This is a genomic window from Verrucomicrobium spinosum DSM 4136 = JCM 18804 (assembly GCF_000172155.1).
Classification (GTDB): Bacteria; Verrucomicrobiota; Verrucomicrobiia; order Verrucomicrobiales; family Verrucomicrobiaceae; genus Verrucomicrobium; species Verrucomicrobium spinosum.
In genome coordinates this window covers 7,458,791-7,484,367 of record NZ_ABIZ01000001.1, presented here as the reverse complement: position 1 = coordinate 7,484,367, position 25,577 = coordinate 7,458,791, and the positions used below count along the sequence as shown (strand labels likewise).

The following is a 25,577-nucleotide window of genomic DNA, read 5'->3' as shown; positions in this document are numbered from 1 at the left end:
CCGGTCACGGGCGGGTGGTGCCGGCCGTGAGCGGGCCGGATGCGGAGGCTGGCTGGCCGGCAGTCCGGTACCAGCGCCACACCTGCACGGTGGCCACCACGAGATTGGGGTCCTGCTTGTCAGGGGCCACTTTCAGGGAGGGGATCACGCGAAAATCAGCCGGTGCCTGCAGCCGGTGCAACCAGCGGAAGACCTCCTGCAGCGGGCCCTTCACCGTCATGGTGAAGCCGAGCTGCTGGTAGAGCCCGGTGGACTCGGGTTCGAGGAGTTGCCGGTTGAGCGTCTCCAGGCCCCGGTCGCGGGCCATCTCCTCGGCACGGGTCAGCTCCTGGTTGGCCTCCAGTGCGTCTTTCATCGCCGGCTGGCTCTGGTAGATCCATTCATTGCGGGCGTTCCACACGTCCGCCTCCTCCAGGAGCAGGCGGGACTCCATCTGGGTCAGCGTCAGGCGGTCCTCAGCTTTGCCCAGGCGCTTCTGCCAGGAGAGCAGCTCCCGGGTGCCCAGCAGGCCGGAGATGACGGCCAGCAACACGAAGAACAACAGCAGCAGGCGGCGCTCACTGGGCTTCATCTTCACCTCCGCCGTTGATGTTGCCTTCCACACGGAAGATCGCGCGATTGTCCGGACGGATGGTGGGCACGGGCGTGCTGAAGGCGTAGCGCTCCAGGGCGGGGCTGGCCTTCAGGTCCGCCTGGAACTTGGAGGCATGGATGGGCGAGGTGGCTTCGCCGCTGATGACGAGCGTCTCAAGGTCCATGGAAAAGTCGAGGAAACGAATGCCTTCCTCCGGCAGCAGGTTGACGATCTGATCGAAGATCTCCACTGGATAAGTCGCGGGGTCGATCGCGGGCTCCAGCGCGCGCCACCGGAGCTGGGCCTCCTGCACCTGCGCCACGCGCGGTTCATCCACCCTCAGGATCGCCAGGGCGGCATCAAGCTTGTGCTGCCGCCAGGTCAGCCAGCCTGCCCATGCGGCGAAACACAAGAGGACCACCAGCGTGGTGGCGGTGAGCATCATCGCCTGCCGTCGCGCCTTTTCACGGTCACGACGTATCGCTGCTGCCGCGGCCGGAAGCAGGTGGCTGCGGGCATGCGGCGGATGTGGGGCCGGGCGGGGCCCCGTGTGGATCCGCACTCCGAGCGCGGCCTGCAGGGCATCCGCAAATCCCGGCGCGCTCTCCGTCCAGACGTGCACGGCTTGGAGAGGGGACAGGAGACCCTGCATTTCCAGGGCCATCAGCAAGTCTCGAATCTCTTTCGCTGCTGCGGCATCGAGCAGCCGGGCTGATAGAAGAGTCGTGTGCAGAAGTTGACCATTGCGCTGCACGGCCATGACCAGCCGCCCCAGTTCCCGCCAGATGGCGGCCTCATCATGCGAGATGGGATAAAGGCGGGCGCTGATCTCAAACGAATCCGGCAGGCTGCGGTGCCACAGCTCCTCGCACGCATCGTCCGCCAGTGCCACGCTGCCGACGAGCAGCTTGTCTCCCACGGTGGCGACGGGCCATTGCGCCCAGTGTTGGCCGCCGGCTCCGGGCTCCATGCCCAGTGCCTCCCACCGCAGGTCCGTGGTCTCTGCCAGCCGGCCTTCGCTCGCCTGCGGCACCCAGAAGGGGCTGCTGTCGAGGCATCGCAAGGGGATGACGAAAATGCCGCCAGCCGCAGCTTCGGGTTTGGGGGACTTCTGCCAGGCTCCCCGGGCGTCGAGCAGCCAGCACTCCCAGCCTTCTTCGCCGGGCAGTCGCAAGCTCTGAGATGGTGAGGGGGTTCCCATTGCAGTAGTCCGAAAGCTAGGGGATACTCTTATGAGGAGCGAGTCTAATTTTCGTGGTTTTTTTGACGTATTTCGCGCTTCAGTCCAGTTGTCTGCGGTGATCGGGCTCCACGGTGAACTCACGCCACTCCAACACCTTTGGCCGCACGGGATCCTTCTTCAGGATGACGGCGATGCCGCGGGAGAGATCATTGACGTGACCGACACTTTCGATGCGCAGGGTGCTGCCCCGCAGGCTGAACAACGCCGCAGCGGCCGTGCGTTGCTCCCCCCCCAGACCCAGCAGTGTGAGTGCATCCTCCACATTCTCAAAGAGCTGATCATCTTCCGTCTGGTGCTCGCCATCGCGACCATCCCGCACGGCCACGACCGTTTCCGCCACGGAGAGGGATACATCTGCTGTGGCGGCGATGACAGCGGCGGACGCCTCATTCACATCCACCCTGCCATCGCCCCAGAGGGTGAATATCTCCCGCCACTCAGGATGGGTCTCCGCATAGGCAGCCATGCCCTTCACGAGCAGCACCTCATCCAGAGTGTGAAAGGGGCGGTTATACGGCCGGTCGGCAAAACCCGCGCGCTCATACTCCTGACGCTCTGCGCCTTGTAGCCGGCGCAGGTCATCGGCATCCTTCCAGTCCATCAGGCTCTCCACCAGCTCGCTGGCATCGGCAGGGCGCAGGCCCCAGCGGGTGAAGACGCGCTGCAAGGTGGGGCGCTTCTCCTCGGTGAGCAGGGAGTTGAGATTGATCCGGGCCTCCTCAGTGGTGAGCCTGACCTGGTAGCCCTCCGCGTCGCTCACCTTGCGGCGCAGGAGCGGATCCTGGGCCTTGATCATCGGATGGCTCGCCACGGCCACGCCCATCTCGGCCAGTAACCGGGCGCGGAAGACCATCTTGCGGGAGATGCCGGTCTCCACGTCCTGCATCATGATCATCATGGTCGTGACCACGAGAAAGGAGAGCAGGGCGATGACCCATAACACCACCAGCAACGCCGAGCCAGTGGCGCGCCGTGGGGTGGGGAAGGAGGAAAGGGGCCGGAACATCGGCGTCAGAAGCGGGGCTTGCGCAACAGGGCATTCTCCACGGCAGTGCTGCGAATGCCAAGCAGGAATCGATGTCCTGTTTTTACCACAACTGCTACGGAACAAGGTTTGACATGGGGAAACCCGCCCGGTAGCGTTTTGACAAATGATCCGCCCCCTTTCATTTTTTCTGGCCCTGCTTCTCACCCTGACTGCGGTTTCCTCCGTGCAAGCGCAGGTGCTCATCTACAAGCTCGACTTCCGCAAGGACAAGGGCATCAACTACCATCCCTTCACCGGAGGGTACTTTGTAGCCCCCCTGCTGGGAGGCAGTGGCACGTTTTTCCTGACCAGCACGGATGATGAACGGGTGTACGTGGAGGCTGCCGAGGGCGGCCGGCTCTTCACCGCCATCAGTGGCGGTGGGGACAAGAAGTCGGTCATCTCTGCGAGCCTGGGGGCTGGCACTGCCATGGGTGCCCTGGTGGCCATGGGGGACATCAATCACACCGTGCAGGTGCGCGGACCGACCTACACTCTGGATGCACGGGTGGCCAAGTCCCTCACCGGCATGTCTGTGAGCGCGGATGACGAGAGCGAAGCGGAAGGCCCCGCCCTGAACGGCAGCATCGGAGCCGCCGGGTTCTCGGAAATCAAAGCCAGCCTGGATGAGGAGGAGACCAACCGCGCAAACGGCAAGGGCCAGAGCCTGAGCCAGGCCTCAGAGGCCATCCGCCTCCTGCTGGAGCGCCAGGGCTTTCATAATGCGGATGGAGATGACGACGATGATGATGATGGCGGGGAGGAAGATGCCACGGTCACGGAGTAGGGATTTGCCTTCCGTTGCTGAATCGATCCGCCATTGACCTGCTCCGGCAGACTTGCCTCTCACTCCCCGTCCCATGCCTGCGCTCGCCCTCAGTGCTGCCTTCCCGACCGTGGCTGATCCTGAGGATCTGAAAGTCGCCGCACAGGAGGCCAATGCTGCGGGTCTCTCATTGGTGGACGTCTTTCTGGAGCGGGGTCTCGTTGAGGAGGCGATGCTTCAACCGCTGGCGGAGGAGCTGGGCTGGCCCTGGGAGCCCATGCTGCAACCGAAGCTGGAAGAAGCCTCGGAACTCAAGCGTCTCTGTCCGGCCCGGTTGGCCCTGCGCCATCGGTTGCTGCCGCTGGGGGTAGAGGAAACGGCTGCTTCCGCCCTGGCGTCCGGGGAAGGGACCGCTGAACCAGCTGCTCCCGGTCGCGTGCTGCTGCTGGCTTGTTATGATCCCTTTGATTTCATGGCCCGTCAGGCGGTGGCCCGCACCGTGTCGCTGCCAGTGCGCTGGTGCCTTGCTCCCCGGGGGGAGGTGTTGCGTTCCATCCAGGCCTTTTACGGCGTGGGGGCGGACACTTTTGATGACATCATGAAGTCCCGCGACATGGACGCGGACGACAGCCACCTGCGCGATGAGGCCAATGTCATTGACGCCGATGACGCTGAAGCCTCAGTGGTGAAGTTCGTGAACCAGGTCATCCGCGAGGCCCTGCTCCAGCGCGCCACGGATATTCACGTGGAGCCCGTGCAGGATAACTTGCGCATCCGCTATCGCATTGACGGTGTGCTCCATGAAGTGCCCGTTCCGGAGAACATCAAGTCGCTTCAGGCCTCGGTGCTGGCCCGTATCAAGGTCATGGCCCGGCTGGATATTGCCGAGAAGCGCCTGCCGCAGGACGGCCGCATCAACCTCAAGCTGGACAATCAGAGCATCGACGTGCGCGTGGCCTGCATCCCCAGTGTGGAGGGGGAGAGCATCAGCCTTCGTCTTCTGGGTCAGGAGCGCTTCACCCTGGCCAAGCTGGGGCTCAATGCAGAGTATCGGAGCAAGGTGGACACGCTGCTGGCGCGGCCCAACGGCATCGTGCTCGTCACCGGCCCCACCGGCAGTGGCAAGAGCACCACGCTCTACACCTTCCTTTCCCAGCTCAACAGCATCTCCCGCCGTATTGTCACGATTGAGGATCCCGTGGAGCACAAGCTCCCTGGCGTGGTGCAGATCGCGGTGAAGCCGGAGATCAGTCTCACCTTCGCCAGTGGTCTGCGCAGCATCCTGCGCGGCGATCCGAACGTGGTGATGGTGGGAGAAATTCGTGACCTGGAGACCGCGGAAATTGCCGTGCGTGCATCCCTCACCGGTCACTTGGTGTTTTCCACCCTGCACACGAATGACGCCGTCGGTGGCATCACCCGTCTGGTGGAGATGGGGGTGGAGCCTTTCCTGGTTAGTTCCTCTGTCCGCGCCTTCATCGCGCAGCGCCTCGTGCGTTCCCTGTGCCCGCAGTGTCGCAAGCCGGCGAGTTACAGCCCGGAGCAGCTCTCCGCCGCAGGCTTTGCCATTCCTGTGGGGCACATCATCTATTCAGCCGCCCAGAGCGGCTGCCCCGCCTGCCGCAGCACCGGCTACTACGGCCGTACCGCCATCTACGAACTGGTCATGGTCACCCCGGCCATCCAGGACCTCATTGCCCAGAAGGCCAACGCCAACACCCTCCTCAGGCAAGCCCGCCGCGATGGGTTCATCTCCATGCGCGAGTACGGCTGGCAAAAGGTGCTCGATGGCGTGACGACGCTCGAGGAAGTGGTGCGCGTGACGAGTGAGGATCACGGGGCGGAGTGATGGGTGATCCTCTTTGGCTCAGGCCAGGCCCCGCATGGTAGCTACGAATGTTTCGTAGTATTTGCAATGGATCCATTTTTTTGAGTTGCAACCATAAGGGCGGCATGTAGGTATGGTGTGAACACCCCCTATAAACGATGAGAGAAATCCTGAGGTGGCGGAACGCCATCCTTAATGTTTCGTGCCTCGGAGCCGTTGTTTGGACTTCGTGCCTGCTTGGAGCTTGCTCGCGCAAGCCCGCAGCCGAGTCACCAGCTGTCGTGGCACCATCATCTGACCATAAGACCTTGGTGACAGAGAACCCCTCTGTGCCCGTTCCATCTTCCCTGATCGTCACGGATAAGCGGGATCATGGGATGAAGGAATCCTCGGTGGAAAGGATCCGGACCAAACAGGAGCCTTCCAGACAAATGGAAGAATTGCCTGCCATTCTAAATGCAGGCGTGCTCCAGGAGGCCCATGTGCTTCAAACCGCTCCATTGCGAGCGGGAACTGTTGCCGCGATGCCTGCCCCTGGGGCGGACCCTTAACTGGCCGCCAGACGAGGATTGCTTCCCCACACTGCGGCGCGGATCGCGGACGGTGTTGTTTTCTTACTTTTCGATGTTGTTGATCATGAATCATTTGTCTTCCCGAATTTCCCTCTGTATCGCCATCCTCGGCGCGGCTCTTTCGATGCCGCTTTCTTCCGGGTGGGGCCAGGTCAATACGCCACCGGATGGTTTCGGCATTCTTCCCGATGAAGTGGGGGTCCATTACGGTCCGGCCAACAGCGTGGCCATCACGGTTGCGGGTGCGAACCTTCTGGATGCTGCTCCCGACGGTGAGTTCGTCACGGCAGCCACGGGTCAGGTGCTCTGGGCTCTTCGGCACACCCCCACGTCTTCATCAATTCCCGCCCCTGGCCCGTTGGATGAAGTCGATTTGCATCGGCGCGATTCCGCCGGCCAGTGGATCTATGAAACCACGCTGCAGGCTCCTTTGGCCGCTGGTGGGACGTCTGAATTCGGGGCGTCTGTGGTCGCCTCGGGCAACCGCCTCTTCATTGGTGCCCCTGGTGCGGTGAACAGCTCCTCTGTGGCGGGTGGTGTGGTCTATGTGTACGAGTTTGATGGCACCACCCTCACCTCCGTGCAGACCCTTGAACTGGCAGATGGGGTGGCCGGTGACCGCTTCGGTGCCGCCCTGGCTGTGGAAGGCGGGCGTTTGCTGGTCGGGGCTCCCGGGCGTGACAAGGTGGACGGGGGCAGCACGGTTGCCGATGCCGGCGCGGTCTATTTCCATGAGTTGAGTGGCACCTGGAGCTTGGTTCGCACCGCGTGGAGCAGCCAGCCCCAGGCCGGCGCCCAGTTTGGATTCTCCGTCGGTCTTTCGGGCCGGCGGTTCGCCGTCGGGGCTCCCTATGAGGATGGCGAGTATGTCGTGGGCAGTACGCCCACCGTGTTGAGCGATGCGGGCGCGGTCTATTTGGGCCGTTGGGATGCGCCTGCTGGCCTGCTGGCTTACAAGAATTTGTTCTCCACCTATGCACCTGTGCAGGCGACGATGTCTGGCCTCACGGGCTCCCATTTTGGCTGGTCTGTTGCTGTGGATGACCATATGCGCGTGGCGGTGAGCATGCCGGACTCTTCCTGGACCTCCATGGACAACATGACGGGCTGGGATTCAGGGCTCGTCATGGTCATGCACTGGAATGGTGAAATGTCCCCGGATGAGGCTTTTGTTCGCACCTCATTTTCCCATGCGGAGCTCCCTGCTGGCGCTCGCTTTGGTGAGCATGTCGAATCAGCCGCCGGCAACGTGGACTTTGGCATTCGGACGGGGCAGCGCGTCAACAATGCTCCGGTTCATTACTATGCGCTGGAAGCCATCCAGGCGCAGCCAGGTGCCGTGGTGGGCAGCGTGGAGACGCCTCGCCGGGTGGGTGATCTGGTGGCAGCGGATGCCGAGGATGAGACCCTGACGTTGAACATCCCGACCAGCAACAACCCGTACGGCACCCACTTTGAGATTGGCTCCACTGGCGAACTCCGCGCAAAAAGCAGCCTCGCAACCCTGCTCGACGGGGTTTATCCCCTCGAACTCACGGTGACCGACGGTGAAAACGCGCCCGTCAGCCGGCTGTTCCAGGTGGAAGTGACCGGGGCCGTGGCAGATGCCGATCACGACAAGATGGCGGATGCCTGGGAGACGAGTCACGGGTTGAATCCTCTGGTGAACGATGCGGGACAAGATCCCGATGGAGATGGGCTGACCAATCTCCAGGAATATACCGGCAACACAGATCCCATGGATCCCGAGGGCCCCCTCTTGATGGGGGGCTACATCGATCTTCGCCCTTATGCATCCCTTGTCTCCCAAGACAAACCAGCAGAAGGCACCATCACGGTCATGGATGGTGGTCAGGGGCTCGCCTTCACCGGCAATCGCTGGGTGCGGGTGCCTTTCGACTACACCGTTACTCCCGATACCGTACTGGAGTTTGAGTTTCGCGGTACTGTGCAGGGTGAGATTCACGGGGTGGGATTGGATGAAGATGTGATCGAGGGCAACGCCAAGCGCCTTGTCCAAGTTTGGGGTAAGGATATTTGGGGTTCCGCCCTCCAGCCCGGTGACTTTGATGCCTACAAACACCACGCCAACGATTGGGCCACTCATCGGGTACGCATCGGCCAGTCTTATACAGGTGCCATACACCAATTGATCATTGCCAATGATCATGATGGAGCCCCCCAAAATGGCAGCAGTGAGGTGAGGAAGATTCGCGTCTATGAAGCGCCCATCATGGATGGTCAGGGTTTTGTGAACCTTCGTCCCTTTGGTGGCTACGCACTGGCCTATGACGGAGACAAGCCCAAGCAGGGCTCGGCCATAGCCACCACCGATGGGAAAGAGATCGAGATCACCGGCAATCGCTGGCTCCAGTGGCTGGTGAACTACACCGTTACCCCGCTGACGGTCGTGGAGTTCTCATACAGAAATGACGTCCAGGGGGAGATCCATGGCCTTGGCCTGGATGAGGACACCCAGTTGAACAACGCCCCTCGCGTCTTTCAATTCCATGGCACCCAGTATTGGGACAAGGCCCGCCGGCTCGGAGCTTCAGATTGGTACGCGGGTCCCTCTGGCACCTGGAAGGACTACCGGATCGAGGTGGGCAAGTCCTACACTGGCCTCATGCGTTACCTGGTCGTGGGCAATGACCATGATGTCACCACGCCCAACGCGACGGCCAGCATCAAAAACATCAAGCTCTATAACGCGGAAGATTACGACAAAGATGGGATTCCAGATTGGTGGGAGAACCAGTGGGGAACAGACGTCGCATTTAAGGATGCTGGACTTGACTCAGATAATGACGGCCTGAGCAACTATCAAGAGTATCAGAACAACAGCGATCCGTTGGATCCAGAGGGTCCCCTTACTCTCGCCGGCTATTTGGACCTGCGCCCGTACAATTCACATACGGGTCAGGATGTTCCTTCAGCCGGAACGATCACTGTCGAGAACAAGGGAGAGAGCATGACGGTGGTGGGCAATCGTTGGGTGCGTGTACCGTACGACTACAACGTAACGCCCAACACGGTCATGGAATTCGAGTTGCAGGGCCACCAACAAGGGGAGATCCATGCGGTGGGCCTGGATGTTGATACGTTGGATGCCAACGGCAAACAACTGTGCCAGCTCTGGGGAACAGACGTGTGGTCCAATGCTTTCCAGCCAGGAGACTACGATGGCTACTCGCATCATGCCCCTGATTGGAAAACCTACCGGATACGCGTGGGTCGCCTCACCACCGGGGCCATGCATCATTTCTTCGTGGTGAACGACGATGACAACGCTCCCCACGATGCGTCCATGACGATCCGCAAGGTGCGCTTCTATGAAGCCCCGATCAACGACGCGCAGGGTTATGTGGATCTCCGCTATTGGAGCGGCTACGGGTTGCCGACGAACGATGGCGATGTGCCCAAGTCGGGCTCCGTCACTCCGGCTAACAATGGTCGTGAACTTTCCATCGCCGGGAATCGCTGGCTTCAGGTCTTGGTGGACTATCCGGTGACGCCTCGCACGGTGGTAGAGTTCAGCTACCGCGCCGACGCAGAAGGCGAGACCCACGGACTGGGGCTGGACGAGAATACAGAGCTGGCCGACGCAGCCCGTGTCTTCCGTATTCACGGTACTCAGGCCTCCAGCTACACGATCACCACTCCGCCATCGCAACGTTATCGTGATCAAGGGTCTTGGCGGCAGTATCATTTGCCTGTGGGTCGAACCTATCCGGCTGGATTGATGCGCTATCTGGTCTTGGCCAATGACGATGATCGCTTGTCACCGTTGGCCTCGACTCAATTCAAGGATATCAAGATTTTCGAGCAAGAGGACGCTGATTCCGACGGCATGCCCGATGCGTGGGAAATCGCCAATTCCTTGAATCCCAACTATGCCGGTGACGCCAACGCCGACCCCGATCAGGATGGTCTGACAAACTATCAAGAATATGTCACGGGCACCAACCCAGATACGCCCGATACCGACGAAGACTCGTTGCGGGACAAGCTTTCTGCATTCGGTCTGGCAGCTTATTGGAAGATGGACATCACAGGGGACCTCGGACAAGAAATTCAAGATGAGACCAATTCGCATGCCCATGGAACCGCACTGATGCAAGCCGGATTGGAGAACGAAGCTGGTATCGCCGAGACTGCCGCACTCAGAATGGGTCTCAACAACCTTTCCAGAGTGATGTTGCCTCCGGATTTGCTGGAAATGCAGGCAGATACCACACTGTCCTTCTGGATGCGTTCATCTACTCAGGGTGAGATGGGGGTGGTCAGCGCCCCCTCGGCCACCAACCACAACGCATACCTCGTCTTATTGAAGGATCAGTTCCTTCGTCTTTACACAGGCGTCTATTCCAACACCTATGTGGAGTGGGAACCTGGGTTGACTGATGGCAACTGGCACCATGTTGTGGTGGTGCGAGAGGGCTCCGCCGGCAAGGCCCGGCTTTATGTGGATGGACAGTTCCAAGGCGAACGCACGGCGACATTCGTGACCTCAGACATTGATCTTGCGGTCCTTGGACATGAGGCCGACTCCCTGACTGGCGACTACGAGCCCTTTCAGCGTTTCCGCGGATTCCTCGATGAGGTCCGGCTTTACCAGCGGGCGCTTTCTGCGGATGAAGCTTCCACTCTCGCCCTGTGGCAACCTCGTCTCAAGGACCTGACGGACCTCGACAAGGACGGTATGGCCGACGCGTGGGAGACCGCCAATCATGTGACCAATCCACAAGCGGACCATGACGGTGATGGTCGTACCAATGTGCAGGAGTTCCTGGCGGGCAGTGATCCGTGGGATTATTACAATGGAAACCCACCGGTCCTGGGCAACATTTTCGACCCTTCGGGTGGTCTGGACTTGATGCTTCGTCTGGGAATTCGCGATCCCGGCCTTGCCAACGATGACTCGTGGAGAGCCTACATCAACGGCATCTACATTGGTCGAAACTACGCCAACGGCTCGGAGAGCGAGTTCGAATACAGTGACATTCTTTATCTTCCCGTAGGTCTCACTGGCACCTTCACCTTCCAACTCATCCTGGATGGCAACGACGATGGTAGCTCCTTTGCGCTCGACCTGGATTTCCTCAACAGCATTCCCTATGAGCTGATTGGCTTTAACGCCGAGCCTCAGGGAGGAAGCTACACATTCACTCTCAAGATCAGCGACGATCTGGACCATGATGGCCTAATGAACGCCGTGGAAACGATCATGACCACGGATCCACTGAATCCAGACACCGACGGAGATGGCCTGTTGGACGGTTGGGAAGTGGCGTATGATCTCAATCCCACCAGTGATGACAGTGATCAGGGAGCGTCCGGCGACCCAGACCGGGATGGATTGACAAACCTGGAGGAGAAAGATTTGGGAACACATCCCAACAACTTCGATACCGATGGGGATCTGTTCCCCGATGGGTGGGAAGTGGCCAAAGGTGCACCCTTTAATTCGCTGGTTTACAACGATCGCTTTGCCGACACGGACTCCGATGGGTTGACCGACTTCGATGAGAAGATCTTCCAGACCAACCCGCTGGTAGCCGATACCGACAACGACGGCGCCTCCGATGGGGATGAAGTCAGTCAGGGAGGCTTGCCCAATGACGACAGCGATGGTGGGCTCGCTCCAGTCTTTGCTGTCGACCCGGCCCATCCTCAGATGGGTGAAGCCTGGCCGCTTCGACTGGAAGTGGGGGATCCAACAGGTGGAAACTCTGAGCGTTATACCCTAGTCGTCATTGACGCGGACACGGGCAACATTGTCCTTGAGCATGAAGGGGGCACTTTCGGCGAAGTTGCAGCGAGAGAGTATTCCCAGTTCCGTTTCGGCAAAACCTACAAGTTCAAGCTGCGCTGGAACGGCACCGATCCCAAGCTCAATCTTTCTCAACCAGACTTTGATGGTATCGCCTCCGTCAAGCCCATTGCAGTGCCTGCCTGGACTCCGTGGGTAGACTTCAAATACCGTCTGTTCGACGCTCTTGATCCTCAGACGCATTCCCTGTCAAAGGACCCCGTCGTGCTTACCAACTGGACTGACAAGCTCGATTTCCAGGTATCGGCAGCGCGCTATGAATCCGTGTTAATCTGGCTAGATGATCACCAAACCGACACGGACAATGATGGCCTGCTCGACAGCGAGGAAGTGCATGTGTACGGCACCAATCCCGCTTTGCCGGACACGGATGTTGATGGCATGCCTGACGATTGGGAGGTTGCAAACGGTCTGCGGCCCCTGGACGATGACGCCACCCTGGACCCAGATGATGACGAACTGAACAACCTCGAAGAATGGCAGGCTGGAACTGACCCTCATTCTGCGGACACGGATTTCGACGAGTTGCCTGACGGCTGGGAAGTAGGCCACGGGTTGGACCCTCTGGACTCTCTTGATGTCTTTGCTGATGCAGACAACGACGGCGTCTTGACCTGGGAAGAGTTCGAATTGGGCACCGATCCCACCAGCGCTGCAGACGTGGCTCCGGCAAATGGTATTCCGGATGACTATGAGAAGAAGCACGACCTCACCAATGTTAATCCGGATGGCGACCTCGACAATGACGGCCTCACCAACCTGCAAGAATCACAGCATGGCACAGATCCGCACAAGGCCGACACGGATGGTGACGGTATAGGCGACAAGCAGGAACTGATGCTTGCCATGAATCCCCGTGACAGCTTCGACGGAAGAGCCGACTTGGATGGCGATGGGCTGAGCGCTTCGGAAGAGGTAGCCCATGGAACCAATCCCAACTCTCGGGATTCGGATGGGGATGGCTATGGCGATGGCCGTGAGGTAGCCGGTGGCTCTCAACCTACGAACCCAACGAGCAAGCCAACCAACCAAGGGCCTCCCGATGAGATTGAGCTTCTACCACCAACTGACAACGCGGTTCACATGTATGTGGCGGGGAAATCGCTAACTACTGCTGTTGCGACGCAAGGTAAGAGGGAACCGGCAGGGTCTTACTATCTAGTCCGGGAAGACGGCACAAATGACGGCAATGAATTGAATAAGGTTGTCGGGATCGGAGGTGTTGAGTCGATGCTAAACGGATTCAACGAAGGCAAGTATGTCGACAAAGTTGGTATTGGCGCAGTGGAAGTGAAGTCTCATTATCTGCTAAACAAATCAAAATGCTATAGCTGTCACAATGAAACCGCTTTACATGAAGCCAAGAAAGTAAAGCTCCAAAGAAAAGATGGAGTCGGCGGTTTGTTTGAGAAGATCTTTATAAAGATCGATTCTTCACGTGAGACCGAGGAGATCTCCAGTAGCGAAATTATTGACAAAGTTCAGACCGTCAAATTTACAATTCCGGAAGGGGGGGCAAGTTCAGAAGAGGTAGAACTTAGGGCGACGCTTAAAGAAGGGATTGAAACCAAAGTGAAGTTGTCTCCAGTCGATCTCGTTACCGCGAGCGATGGGCAGATGCGACCGATTGAAAGAGTTGCATTTACCAATAGGGAGCCTGATATAAGGCTGGATGATATAGAAGAATCTAGCGTGATAGTTGAGGGAAACTTGGCAACGTTAACCCTATCAGGGAGAGTGGTGGATGCATTCACGAGCTCAATTCCAGTCGGGCACGGCGCGGACATTGAATATATCAATATATATGCAAATGACCAGTTGATTGCGGAGCATGTGGCGTTGACTGGAGGCGAAGGGGGGGGCTCCAACCCGTCCGATGCGATAATTAACCCGACGCAGATACAATTTGAGATCGAATCGAATGTGACCATCAGGCTTGAAACGTCCGAGAACCTCGCTGGAGTCAAAGGAGAAGAAAAAGTTGAGTTGTCATTTACGCCTCAATTCCAAGAACAAGGGCAAATCGTGACTCCAGGACTCGCTGGCGCATTGACAGTAAGCGGTCCACTTAATGCCAATGCAATTGATGTTGTTGCATTTAACCTATTTCCAAACGCCGCAACTGAGGTCGCGGTCGAGACTGGACCCGCCAGTCAGATCTTTGCAACGCAAAGCGGGCAAATAGTTCAGATTTATGGTCTATTTACACCCACATTAGGTATTGACTTATTGCATGCGCAGGTATTTCAGGCGAGAGTGGGTAGAAGGTTGGAATTTCCGGCCGCAAGCAGTATACTATGTGTTGAGTCGGGGGCTGTCACAAATACCTTTCACTTTCAAAGGACTGCGTATGACGAGGTAATGCCGAAAGAATTCACGGGATGGCAGTTGTCAAAAATTGCCGACGAAAACATTCAACCCAGTGGGTCTGCTTGTGGCTTCACCGTCAGCATTCAAGATGGGAAGGGGCTCTCGTTGATGCCTGTTGGTCAAGAAGGACCAGAGTTGGGTTTCGTGTTCATTGACGATGGAGTTGAGGTCGTCAGTTCGGTCCCCGTATTTCCCAATGGGCGCCCCTTTGTGGGATTTCGGATCAAAGGGGGTGATGGCGGCGGCGACGAGCTTCTATATTACAATGAAGCAAGTGGGGACATAGTTAGAACGCCTTGGCAGTTGAATTCGATTGTGGCTAGGGTTGGCAGATCAGGAAGTGATATGATCGATTTGCTCCCCATTGAAACTTGGGATATCGAGTGGCAGAACCTAAGTGGAGAGCCTCTTGTTTCTACTTACAAACTGAGCGCTCAGTCACTCGTTACGTTCCTTGAGAGTGCGACTCATGACGGTGTCCAAATACCTGATGATGCTTGCGCAAAAATCTCGGTGAGAGGGCTCAAGTCGGGAAATCGCGTGATTGTTCAGAGTCCTGAATTTACATTTGATGGTTTTGAGTTGAGTCTTCCTGGCGACGCTCAGGCATCGCAGATGAAGCGCAGAGCGATTCTTCAAGCACAAGGTCCAGGGATGCATGTGAGCGAAGGCAAGATCGTCATATATCATTCATCTCCAGGGCGTGAAACAATTACGGATTCGCAATGGGAGAGTTTGAGACAAGCCGGCTATTTGGCTGTGCATAACGTGGAGCCAAGTGCCGCTGTAATATCAGCGCTTGAATCCATGACTGATGGAAAGCCGTACGAAAAAACGACGGGCGTGATTCTACACCATCTTTTTCAGAATTTCAGAAATTCGCCCGACAAGGTCCTGAAGGCCAGGGTTGATAAATTTTGGAAGAATTTGGGTATTGATGTGGATGATTTTGTCATTCCAATAGCAGGTGTGCAAAACTCTTCGTATCATACGATGGCAGGCGGATTAAATCAGCAATGGACTGAATTTATTGAGGAGTACTCGGATTCTTCAGGGCGACTGGTTGGTTCGCCAGCTGAGATTAAGAGGAAAGCCCTAGACGTGATGTGGGGACAAGTTAATGATAAAAGGTTTAATTTGCCATATGAAAAAGTCATGCGCTATAATGTCACAAATGGCGTGGTAAGAAACATTGGCGAATCTCGCTCTAGGCTTATGCAGCTTGACATGTTCGATATTGATGATTTGAGGGTCGGAAATCCGGGTAAATTCAAGGACATCATGAAGAGATGGGGCGCAGATACACTTGAGCGGCTGTCAAAGCAGGCTGGCAGGAGGGTTGCTATCAAGATGCTCTTCAGTTTGGGGATCTACCTGCAAGCATTAAATGCAGTTTCAGCGGCCGAAGATCCGGTGGGTTGGGTTGCCGATACAACCGGGCTCCAGAGAGGAAGTGTGGAAGACTTAATGAATTCATCGTGGGAGGAAATACACATGGGCACGCGCCCGCCCACAGGGGGGGTGCTGCAGGTTGTATTAGATGACGGGCAGTTGCTCTATATTGGCAAATCTGTAAGGTTTTATGGCTGTAATACTGGAGGGATCATAGATAGAATTTACAGTGGCACTGTGCATGACATAGAAGCCTCTGGAGGGGGTTACAAAGCCACCTACATTGTCACAGAGGAGAATTCACAAGTTAAGATTGAAATCAAGTCTCCAATGCCGTTTAGGCGTCAGGCTGATCCTTCGTATTGGAACAACTTCCAGAAAGGTGATTTGATTCCCTATGCTGGTAACTTTGTAATCCCAGGGTTGCCGTGAGTGCTGAAACAATATAGACTGCGAGTGATGACTGCACTTGATCTGCTTAAGTCTGAGGAGTTGCAATACCGATTTTATGCGATGGGTTCAGACATTCGGGCCGTGGTGGACTGTACCTTGAAAGATTTTAGGGTTCGCTTCCCAGATCAATCTTGGGATGGGTATCTGGTCGAGGTGGCCGAGGGTAAAAGAGATCAATACCCTTTGTGGGGAGTGCGAAGAATCGTTAAGTGGGGGCGTGCAGATTTCTCGATTTTTAGAAAACGTTGGGGGGTTTCTGTCCCTGAATGGATGGAGGAGTTTTATAGCAAAGTCACCTGTGCGCTGCTGCCCATGCTGAATCAAATTTACATCATGTCACCTGAAGAAGCTGTGGCTGCAGAAGAGGCTCGTAGGGAAAGCATGGGCGAAAGTGCGCTGCCATATCGTCTGATTCGATTCGCGGATGGGGGAGATGATGGAACTGGATTCTCGCTTCGGCAGAGATTGGATGACGATAGCTGGGAGATTGTTCCCACCGGACCGCAATACACTGCAATGGAGTATCAATCTGCTATTTGGGAGCAACCCGGTTTGAGCGATCGGGATGTTAATGCATGGTTGTTGCGGATGCTGAACACCGATGGGCACCCATTGATGATTGGGAATGAAGAATTCGAACCCATGCCTTACAGACGTGTGCCAGCTGAATTAGTCTCGAAATATACTGGATAACTAGTTCATGTCGTACAAATAGACAGGCAGAATTTACGGTGAGACAGGCTATTACGAGAGGAGGAAGTTGACCGCGTAGCCTTTTAATGCGATGGGGGCCTCATGGCCTCGCCTCGATATTTTGCCGATCCGCTGGTTCCGGTCGCCCTATTACCACTGCATTTCAAGGGTGGTCGAGAGGCGGTTGGCGTTTGGGCCGGAGGAGAAGGAGCAGTTTGTGCGCTTGATGGTAAGCAGTTCAGCAATCCCGTCGGGTCGGGTCAGGTTCGAGGGGTGACAGTGCATCCTGCCGCCATCGGGTGGGCAGCAGTTCGCCGATGCGTGTGATGTTGAACCCCACCGGATCGCACAACTTCTCCGTAAACGTCACCGACGGTTCCGTCTTCTAACACTTGACGGCTCTGGGGGTCAGGCGGCCAGGGGCCGTTGCCAGGCCAGCTTCCCGGCCACAGCCGCCGGTGTCACGTCCTTGATCTGACGGTTGGTCAGCGTCGGCATCCGGCTCAGCAGAAGTACGAAGAGACAGGCTATTACGAGAGAAGGAAGTTGACTGCGCAGTCTTTTAATGCGATGGGGACCTCATGGCCTCGCCTCGATATTTTGCCGATCAGATGGTTCCGGTTGCGTACTACCACTGCATATCCAGGGTGGTGGAGAGGCGGCTGGCGTTCGGGCCGGAGGAGAAGGAGCAGTTTGTGCGGTTGATGCGGGCCTATGAGGGCTTTTGCCAGGTGCGGGTGTTGTCCTACTGCGTGATGTCCAACCACTTCCACATCATGGTGGAGGTCCGGAAGCGACCGGAGGGGGAAGTGTTCACCGATGAATGGCTGCTGAAACAGGCGACTCTGATCTACTCCAAGCCGGCAGTGCGGATGCTCAAGGAGACGCTGGAAACCTTTCGCAGCCAGGGGCATGACGCGGCGGCAGAGGAGCTCAAGGAAAGATGCCTGGGCCGGATGTGGGATGTGAGCCAGTTCATGAAGGAGTTGAAGGTATGCAGTTCAGCAATCCCGTGGCATAGCTTCAGGTTCGAGCCCTGACGCAGGTTTGGGCTTCCAGCGGCTGGGCAGCAGTTCCCCGATGCGCGTGATGTTGAACCCCTCACCGTCACACAGGGTCTCCAGCGCCTCCCCAAGATACTCCCGCACGTTGAGCCCCAGCCGCTGAGCACTGGCCAGCACCGTCAGGATCGCCGCTACTTTGGGCCCGCTCTCGTGGCTTCCTAGATGCAGCCAGTTCTTGCGCCCCAGCGCCACCGGCCTCATGGCATTCTCACACCAGTTGTTGTGTATGCCTCGGAAAGGCGTTGAGAATCACCGGGTGGAAGTCCCGGCTGGCTATATCGCTCCGGCCAGAAGCACTGGGGGCGGTTCAAGAGGTGACAAATGAATCGAAGTACTTCCAGAAAAGGCTCCGTAGGGAGTCAGCGATCATGCGGGCTGCAATGTAGTGTGAACACCGTGCAGGCCTCGAAAGACTGTTGTGGGAGCCGACCCGCCATAATAACGGGGAAGGCCGTCGTCTGGGGCCGCTCTGAGCGGTTGAAGGTCCTGGATTCCACCGGGGTAGTGGTGGCAGTACGCATGGAAGGGGCTCAACGCAACGAGGGAAGTCTGCTGGGATGGACAGCCGGGGTGGCATCCGGAGCCCAACCATCGGCCCGCGAGGGAGACGGTGGGTCCTGGCAGATGACGGATGGGGGTGTAGTACCTGGGAAGCCTGGTAATGCGGGTGGAGGGAAGGCTCCCTGATGACTGGCAAGTGAACCAAGCAGCGAGAACCATGAGGATTGATGGCAACATCTACGAACTTCAACCGGGCAAGACCGGGACGGTTGGGAAGCTGCAAAGTGCACTGCTGACAAAAGCCAAGGCCGAGCCCGGCTGCCGGTTTTACAGTCTGTGGGACAAGGTCTGGCGCGAGGATGTGCTGGCTGAAGCCTGGGACCGCTGCCGCCGCAAAGCGGGGGCACCCGGAGTGGATGGCACCAGCTTCCAACAGATCGAACAACAGGATGTGAGCGTGTGGCTGAGGGAGCTGCGGGAGGAGTTGCGAAGCGGTGCTTACCGCCCGCAACGCCTCCGCCGGGTGTGGATACCCAAAGCAGGAGGAGGACAGAGACCGCTGGGCATTCCCACGGTGAAGGACAGAGTGGTGCAAATGGCGATGGTGCTGGTGCTGGCCCCAATCTTTGAGGCCGACCTCTGCGAAGAGCAGATGGGGTATCGTCCGGGACGCGACGCTAAAACTGCGGTACGCCTTGTCTATTATCAGGTGAGGCAGAAAGGACGCAGTGAAGTGGTGGACGCGGACCTGAGCGATTACTTCAACACCATCCCCCATGGAGCGCTGCTCAAGTGCCTGAGCCGGAGGATAGCTGATGGCAAAGTGCTCCGGATCATCCGGATGTGGCTCAAAGTCCCCGTCAAAGAACCAAGCAGAGGCAGCCGAACTGTCCAAGCGACTGAAAGCCGCAACCACCGACGCGGGGTGCCGCAGGGAGGGGTGATCTCGCCCCTGCTTGCCAACCTTTACTTTCGGAGGTTCCTGCTGGCCTGGAAGAAGTTTGGGCACGACCGTGCCACGCAATCGGTGATCGTGAACTACGCTGATGACTTCGTGATCTGTTGCAAACCCGGAAACGGGCCGACGGCCCTCGAGGCCATGGAAGGGATCATGGAGAAACTTGGGTTGAAGGTAAACGAGCGCAAGACGCGGCTGGTGCAGGTGCCGGGAGGGATGTTTGACTTCCTGGGTTACAGCTTCGGACGGTTTTACGGACGAGACGGAAAGTCATATGAAGGGACCCGGCCTTCCAAGAAGGCTGTGCAAAAACTGATGAAGGCAATCCATGACGAGACCACCTCACTGTGGCACGCCTCGGAACCCGAGGTGAGGACATTGGTGATCAACCGGAAACTGAGAGGCTGGGCGGGTTACTTCAACCAAGGCCCGGTCTTCAAGGAGTATCGCAAGATCCAAGCCTATACAGAGAGGCGGTTGCGCAGGTGGCTGATGCGGCGCAGGCAGAAGAAAGGCACGGGCTACCGCCAGTATCCCGACAAGCACCTCTACGAGGAGCTTGGCCTGTACAAACTGCAATGCGAGCGCCCAGGCACGCTGAATGCGAAAGTACAGAAGTCGGTGATGAGAGCCGGATGCGGTAAAGCTGCAAGTCCGGTTCGATGAGCGGGGGCAGGAAACGGAGTCAAGGGAAGAGACTGAGGCACCGGCATCAGGCGAAAGCCGCCGGCAACAGCAACTCCTCTTTCCTAAAACCACCGCGCCTGTCTCCGACTCTACCTATCTCCACCTCCCCGTGGCTGGCATACACCTCCAGCTTCTCCCACTGGTTGAGCGCATAGTCACAGGCCTTGGCCAGCAGGCTCTGCGGCAGGAGGGCCTTGGCCCGCACCTCCAGGATCTGCGCCTTGAGGCTGGAGAGCTTTTGCGCCACACCCTGCTCCTGCCGGTAGTCCAGACGGGCCTGCCCCTTCAACTGCTTTTCCCGCGCCCGCTCTTCAACTCCATACAACGCGCCGATGCTGGCCACCACCGCCAGCCCCGGTTCGCACGGCACTTCCTTGGGGGCGGCCTGGCACGCCTCCACGAACTTGCGTCGCACGTGGGCAAAACATCCCGCATGCCGCTGCACCTGCCCCTCCAGACAGTCATAGACCACATAGCCGTCGCTTTGCAGGATGCCTCCGTAGTCCTTCAAATAGGCCCTCGCCCCCGCCTGGGCACGGTTGTCCTGGTACTCGAAGTACACCAGCCCTCCGGGGATGGAGTACTGCCACAACCACGCCACATCGTTGCGGCCTTTACCCAGATCTTGCAGCACCGGCAGCCTCGTCTCATCGGCCTGAATGAGCGGCCCCTGCCGCAGTTCCTGGCCGATGGCCCGCGCCAGAGGTTGCAGTAACGCTCCTGCGGCCATCACCGCCCGCGTCGCCGTGGCCTGACGCACGGTCACACTGTGATCGCGCTCCCACCCCTGTAGCTGACGGTACACCGGCAGATAATCGGCGTACTTGCGCACCACCAGCTCCACCACCGTCTCGTTGGCCAGCTGCCCTTTGTCGACGATGCGCCCAGGGGAGGCGGCTGTGGCCACCGTGCGACGGTCCCCCAGCTGGATGACTCGCTTCTCGCGCTTGAGCACCCGCACAAAGAACTCCGCAGGCTTGATGACGAGCTCTTCCTTGATCTCATAGCCCACCAGTTCGCCTTGCGCCGCTTCCAAGCATGGTAGGATGACTTCCACCCGCGGCAGATGCGCGGGCAGTTCGTGCCGCCCAGGATGCACTTGGGCGTAGCGCGGGGTGCCGGGCTTTTTCTTTTTGAGCCGGGCGGCCTGCTCCTGTTCCAGGCGTCCAGCCTCGGGCAGGGTCTTGTCCGCCAGGGCCAGGCCCACTTCAAGGGCCACCTCGGCCTCCTGCACGCCGGGCTCCAGATCCAGCAGCAGGGCCTGGTCTTTGCCGAGGCCCTCGCCTTTGGGACCGTACTTCTTGATGAGGGCCAGCCGCAACTGCTCCTCACGCAGGCGCACTTCCAGTTCCAGGGTGGCAATACGCTCATCGCGCTGACGCAGGATCTCCTCCAGGGCAAGACGCTCCCGGGGTCCCAAAGAAAGCAACAGGGCTTCAGGCAGATCCGGGGTGGCAGGAGTGGCGGGCATGAGCAGCGGGAGCTGCATGATGCCCAGCAGCGGGCTCGTTGCAACAAGTTGTTACCGCGAACCCTAAAAAACACCTCTTCCCGCACCCTCACCCGACCCGGTGCCAGGCCCTCCGTTGGGTGCCTTCCAGGTCAATGCCCGCCAGCAGCAAAGTGAGCTCCGCCTGGGTGAGCACCACCTTGCGTGAAGCTCCTTGCGCTGGGGGCTGCGGCCAGTGGAAGCGCCCCTTCTCCAGCCGCTTGGCGCACACCCACAAGCCCGAGCCGTCCCAGTAGAGGGCCTTGAGACGGGTGCGGTGCTTGTTGCAAAAGACAAAGAGGTGACCGCTCAAAGGATCCTCGCGCAACAGACCAGAAGCCAGGGCGAGCAGCCCCTCAAACCCAAGGCGCATGTCGGTGGCACCTGCCAGCAAATGGACTTTGGTGGCAGGACCCAGGCTTAGCATGGGGCACCTCCCTGCCTGGCATGGAGAAGTTCAAGGAGGGCGGCCACTTCATCGCGGCCAAAGCCTGAAGGGACGTGCAGACGCCAGAGACCCGCTTCGATGAGATAATCCAAGCCGGGAAGTCCCGCAGCAGTGCTCCCCGGAGGTGAGGAAACTTCCACCGGCAGCCATGGAGGCGGCGCAGGATCAGAGGAGCGCTTCTGAAGTTCAACATGGCGACGCCAGGCACAAAGGCTTGAGACACTCAAAGAATGAAGCCGGCAAAAAGTTGCCAGGGTCAGACCGCTGGATTGAAACTGGCGCACTAGACGACGACGTTGCAGGGCTGTATATCGAGGCATACGCGCAAACTTGCCCGGCTGCGCTCCGCGCACCAGACGGCCTTGCTGATCTGCTTACACAAGGAGCGCCTTCGTGATCTTTCAGACAGTTCGCAAGAGCTGCGTGAGCTGTACGCCTATAGGCTAAATAGCATTTTCGAGGTAAATTTTCCGTGGCAGGAAATGATTGATCAGGATATTCTAACGCGAGCGGCAGCGGGGGATGTTTGTTCGGGATTGCTGGCGAAACCCGTGGATTTCAATGACCGTTCAGGAGTGATCGATTGGGTGTACAATCACTCTGAGATAAGCTGGGCAAGGCGGGTCCTTGATGAAGCTGCTGAGCTATATGAAAGAGACAAGGGGAATCTCGAACACTCGGACATTCGGTTCATCGCTCGACTTGCTGCCAAACTTGGGGATGCTGGTCATCTTGATCTTTTGAGAGATATCCAAAAAACATACAATGTTGGGATGGAAGAGGTCGTCTTGAGGAGGCGGTTGGGGATGGAGGATGTAAAAGCCAATTCTGGCGGCGGAATACAGTCGCAAAAGAAAACGAATTCAAGCAATGAGTCCGATGGGGCGAACCAGCAAACTTCAGTGCAATCTCTGGATTGGTATCGAGGAAGATGGGGGGGAGTTTTAGGCGGAGCACTGGCCCTAGTGGTGACACTTCTCACTTGGCTTTTTTTGAAAAAACGCAGATAGCTTTGATTGGCATGCGGGCGAGGGCCTTTGTGTTGGAGTGCAAATAGCCTGTCTAGAATGGCACTGACTTAAGGGGTGTTTTGGACTGTTTTAGGCGACAAACGCGTTGAATTTTACAGGGTTCGATGTAATACAATGCATGCGGACCTCCACCCCCTTCTTTCCGGGCATTCATCGCATCCTTTTTGGTCGCAAACCTCGCGCCACCAACTCTGCCCTCCACTTGTTCAAGAGCAAGGTCGACAACCTTTGCCTCCAGCAACTGATCATGCTTGCGGGCGGAAATGCGACGAGACAGGCTATTACGCCATCCCTGCAGAGCGTTTGCTTGATCTGCTTGAAGAACACTTCAATGCCCCAGCGGCTCTGGTAGAGTTCTCCTACCGTGCTGGCGGCCCATTCTGTCTGGTTGGTGATAAAGGCCATGCGCACTTCCTTGCCGTCAAGCTCCACGAGCATCTCCACCCGGCGCAGCGGGCCGGGATGTTGCGAAAGGCTCCTGGCTCCTTTGAGCACAATGAGGTCATCGCGCAGCACCTTGCCTTGCGGCCGTGCCTGGAGCTTGCGCGTCACCCGGTAGCTCATGTTGTCTTTGGCACGGGTGACCCAGAAGATGCCCCGCCCAGTCAACTCCCAGAGGTGGGCAAAGTTGATGTAAGCCTTGTCAAACAAGGCAATTTCCCCGTCTTTGAGGCTGGCACAAAGCGCGCGGGAGCGCGAGTCATCATGATGAGAGGCTTCTTCGATGATGGCAAAGGCTGGCAGGAAGGTTTGCAGGTTGAGACGCAAATGGAGCTTGGCCGCCGCCTTGCGCTGCCGGTGCTTGGCCCAACTCATACAGTTGGCCACCAGGGCGATGGTGCTGGAGTCGATGGCGTAGATGGCCCGTCTAAACCGCCGGGGCAGTCCTTCATAGCGCAGGCCAAACCCGGGGTGCCGATGCTGGAGATGATCCAACATCTTCCAAAAGAGGGTCTCCATCAGGTCGCTGTCCCGATTCTTATTGGCATGGGACAGGGTGTTGCGGGCTGGCGGTGTCGCTCCGCGGATGGCAGCGAGGGCCCCGGCATGATGCCTCAAGCTGTCGCACACATCGTTGAGACTGATGGAGTGTGTCAGTTGCGCGTAGAGCAGGCTGACCACGTGACTCCAGGAACTGAAGGTGCGCGGCTGGCTGCCGTGGTGGTGTTGAGCGCAGAGGTTCGCGACCAAGTGCCCGGGAATGAGCTTGCAAAGCTGCCCCAGAACGCTTCCAATGACTTTGGCTGGTTTGAATTTCATCTCAGGCCTACCCTGTGTGGGGTAGGCCGCCAGTCACCTTTTTGTTTCGCTGTGGGACGGCTGTGTGTAAAATAAGAAAAAATTGCTGACCTTGTGAGAGCAAACTTGTGGCGATTTCATAGAAACCGGTAGGCGAAGGCGCCTTCGAGCAGCGCTTGTTTAAACATGAAAAGGAAGATCTGTGTTTATGTGTATCGATACCCCAACGAGTGGGGGCCCACAATTCTCGACAACGATCAATGCGATTCGTTGTTGAGAGTCGCCGTTGAAGTCGGCCTTTGTAGTGAGCCAACGCCAGGCTCTCACATTTCTCCTGACATTCAGGCGTCCGAAGATCATGCCGGATGGCCTTACTTTCTTGAGGCGCTAAGGAAACTTGGTTGGAACCCGCATCCTGGCCCGCCGCCAGCGGCGTTGCGCTCTACGCATTTCAATCTGCGTAAGGTGGTAACCTATGACGAGCGGGACATAGAAGAGGCGGAGTACTTGCGGATTGCGGACACATGGGGGAAGGGGGTGTTAACTTCATTTTACGCGAGGTCGGGACAACGTTGGGTTGGTATATCCACAAATGTGGGCCGCCGCTCTGGCTTGAAGTGGGGGCAAACTTACGGATCTTTGGATGGATGGAGGAACTATTTCGTCAACAGCGAGATTAAAAGAGGGTTAGAGGCAAGTGGGCTTGACCTTTCCTTTCACCCGCTAGGCTGGGACAAGCCTGAGTTGGCATTGGGCGCTTATTGGGAGGTTGATACCCCAAATCTAATGCCTAATTGTTTGCTCTCGGTGTTCACCGACGAAATGGGGGCCAGACATTTCAATGATGGAGGTTGTGAGCCCCAGGAGCTGAAGTTCCTGCGTTCGGAGGTGGAGTCGATAGGGAAATTTAATGCTGCTTGGACAAGGGAAATTTTGGGAAACCCTAATGAACCCCGGGACGGAGGGCGGTCTTTGATCGTTTCTCAAAAGTTCAGGGAGACTTGTCGTAGTTTGGGACTGACTGATGTGAGATACATTCCTGTGCGGATTGTCTGAGTAGAAATACAAATAGACAGGCTAGAATGGCACTGATTTGCAGTGATCCCCATGACTATTACAATGGCAATCCGCCCACCTTGGAGGACATTTTTGAGGAGTCTGGGGGGCTTGATCTTGAATTGCAACTTGGGATTCGTGACCCGGGGAGGCCGACGATGATTCGTGGCGTGCTTACATCAACGGGATTTATATTGGGAGAAATCTGACATCAGGCGGGTCCGAGAGTGATTTTGACTACACAAACATCCTTTATCTCCCTGTCGGCATCACTGGTTCATTCACCTTTGAGCTCATTGAAGACGGGAATGACGACGGCAATTCTTTTGAACTGGATCTCAGGTTCTTAAACA

Annotated in this window: 11 protein-coding genes and 4 pseudogenes; 7 read left to right on the top strand and 8 right to left on the bottom strand. The window is 57.6% G+C overall.

Annotated features, from left to right (window positions below):
* Positions 1–4 precede the first annotated feature (4 nt).
* The 3 genes from VSP_RS30350 to VSP_RS30340 form a co-directional block, all read right to left on the bottom strand.
* Entirely contained in the window at positions 5–571 is a 567-nt protein-coding gene (locus VSP_RS30350; protein ID WP_009965466.1) for a hypothetical protein, read from the bottom strand.
* Positions 558–1,748 carry a PilN domain-containing protein gene (locus tag VSP_RS30345; protein ID WP_157211143.1) on the bottom strand — a complete coding sequence of 397 codons (1,191 nt, stop codon included), beginning with the start codon at positions 1,746–1,748 and terminating at the stop codon, positions 558–560. Before VSP_RS30345 ends, VSP_RS30350 begins: the two co-directional genes overlap by 14 nt.
* A 106-nt stretch (positions 1,749–1,854) precedes the next feature.
* Entirely contained in the window at positions 1,855–2,823 is a 969-nt protein-coding gene (locus tag VSP_RS30340) for a type II secretion system minor pseudopilin (protein ID WP_009965464.1), read from the bottom strand.
* Between the two features lie 145 nt (positions 2,824–2,968).
* Between VSP_RS30340 and VSP_RS30335 the strand changes: the two genes are divergently transcribed.
* From VSP_RS30335 to VSP_RS30300, 5 genes and pseudogenes are all read left to right on the top strand, one after another.
* Positions 2,969–3,631: a hypothetical protein gene (locus tag VSP_RS30335; RefSeq protein ID WP_009965463.1), complete on the top strand. Its 663-nt coding sequence runs from the start codon at positions 2,969–2,971 to the stop codon at positions 3,629–3,631.
* Between the two features lie 73 nt (positions 3,632–3,704).
* The gene (locus VSP_RS30330) at positions 3,705–5,459 is read left to right on the top strand and encodes a GspE/PulE family protein (RefSeq protein WP_009965462.1); all 1,755 of its coding nucleotides are present in this window, start codon (positions 3,705–3,707) and stop codon (positions 5,457–5,459) included.
* A 615-nt stretch (positions 5,460–6,074) separates the two neighbouring features.
* Positions 6,075–16,037 carry a LamG-like jellyroll fold domain-containing protein gene (locus tag VSP_RS30320; protein ID WP_198141265.1) on the top strand — a complete coding sequence of 3,321 codons (9,963 nt, stop codon included), beginning with the start codon at positions 6,075–6,077 and terminating at the stop codon, positions 16,035–16,037.
* A gap of 27 nt (positions 16,038–16,064) precedes the next feature.
* Positions 16,065–16,751 carry a hypothetical protein gene (locus VSP_RS30315; protein ID WP_029190883.1) on the top strand — a complete coding sequence of 229 codons (687 nt, stop codon included), beginning with the start codon at positions 16,065–16,067 and terminating at the stop codon, positions 16,749–16,751.
* Between the two features lie 581 nt (positions 16,752–17,332).
* A pseudogene (locus tag VSP_RS30300) lies at positions 17,333–17,743 on the top strand (transposase); the annotation flags it as partial.
* Positions 17,744–17,752: 9 nt separating this feature from the next.
* Here the strand turns inward: VSP_RS30300 and VSP_RS38120 are convergent.
* Positions 17,753–18,043 (bottom strand): annotated as a pseudogene (locus tag VSP_RS38120) (IS66 family transposase); the annotation flags it as partial.
* Between the two features lie 490 nt (positions 18,044–18,533).
* On the opposite strand from VSP_RS38120, the gene ltrA reads away from it, so the two are divergent.
* Positions 18,534–19,940, top strand: a complete 1,407-nt coding sequence (gene ltrA / locus VSP_RS30290) for a group II intron reverse transcriptase/maturase (RefSeq protein WP_044133671.1) — start codon at positions 18,534–18,536, stop codon at positions 19,938–19,940.
* 115 nt (positions 19,941–20,055) lie between these two features.
* Here the strand turns inward: ltrA and VSP_RS30285 are convergent.
* The 3 genes and pseudogenes from VSP_RS30285 to tnpA form a co-directional block, all read right to left on the bottom strand.
* Positions 20,056–21,303: pseudogene (locus tag VSP_RS30285) on the bottom strand (IS66-like element ISVsp4 family transposase); the annotation flags it as partial.
* Positions 21,304–21,520: 217 nt separating this feature from the next.
* A complete protein-coding gene (gene tnpB / locus VSP_RS30280) occupies positions 21,521–21,877 on the bottom strand; it encodes an IS66 family insertion sequence element accessory protein TnpB (RefSeq protein WP_009960173.1) in 357 nt (118 codons plus the stop codon).
* Positions 21,871–22,218 carry an IS66 family insertion sequence element accessory protein TnpA gene (tnpA, locus tag VSP_RS44060; protein ID WP_075090741.1) on the bottom strand — a complete coding sequence of 116 codons (348 nt, stop codon included), beginning with the start codon at positions 22,216–22,218 and terminating at the stop codon, positions 21,871–21,873. The genes tnpB and tnpA overlap by 7 nt, the downstream gene beginning before the upstream one ends.
* A gap of 42 nt (positions 22,219–22,260) precedes the next feature.
* Between tnpA and VSP_RS30270 the strand changes: the two genes are divergently transcribed.
* The gene (locus VSP_RS30270) at positions 22,261–22,908 is read left to right on the top strand and encodes a hypothetical protein (RefSeq protein ID WP_081452816.1); all 648 of its coding nucleotides are present in this window, start codon (positions 22,261–22,263) and stop codon (positions 22,906–22,908) included.
* A 315-nt stretch (positions 22,909–23,223) separates the two neighbouring features.
* Here the strand turns inward: VSP_RS30270 and VSP_RS30265 are convergent.
* A pseudogene (locus tag VSP_RS30265) lies at positions 23,224–24,189 on the bottom strand (IS4-like element ISVsp5 family transposase); the annotation flags it as partial.
* Positions 24,190–25,577 lie beyond the last annotated feature (1,388 nt).

Excerpts from the sequence above, each read along its gene's own strand:
- ltrA (WP_044133671.1), top strand. The coding sequence starts at position 18,534 with ATGAGGATTGATGGCAACATCTACGAACTTCAACCGGGCAAGACCGGG.
- VSP_RS30340 (WP_009965464.1), bottom strand. The coding sequence starts at position 2,823 with ATGTTCCGGCCCCTTTCCTCCTTCCCCACCCCACGGCGCGCCACTGGC.
- VSP_RS30330 (WP_009965462.1), top strand. The coding sequence starts at position 3,705 with ATGCCTGCGCTCGCCCTCAGTGCTGCCTTCCCGACCGTGGCTGATCCT.
- VSP_RS30320 (WP_198141265.1), top strand. The coding sequence starts at position 6,075 with ATGAATCATTTGTCTTCCCGAATTTCCCTCTGTATCGCCATCCTCGGC.
- VSP_RS30335 (WP_009965463.1), top strand. The coding sequence starts at position 2,969 with ATGATCCGCCCCCTTTCATTTTTTCTGGCCCTGCTTCTCACCCTGACT.
- VSP_RS30315 (WP_029190883.1), top strand. The coding sequence starts at position 16,065 with ATGACTGCACTTGATCTGCTTAAGTCTGAGGAGTTGCAATACCGATTT.
- VSP_RS30350 (WP_009965466.1), bottom strand. The coding sequence starts at position 571 with ATGAAGCCCAGTGAGCGCCGCCTGCTGCTGTTGTTCTTCGTGTTGCTG.
- tnpA (WP_075090741.1), bottom strand. The coding sequence starts at position 22,218 with ATGCCTCGATATACAGCCCTGCAACGTCGTCGTCTAGTGCGCCAGTTT.
- tnpB (WP_009960173.1), bottom strand. The coding sequence starts at position 21,877 with ATGCTAAGCCTGGGTCCTGCCACCAAAGTCCATTTGCTGGCAGGTGCC.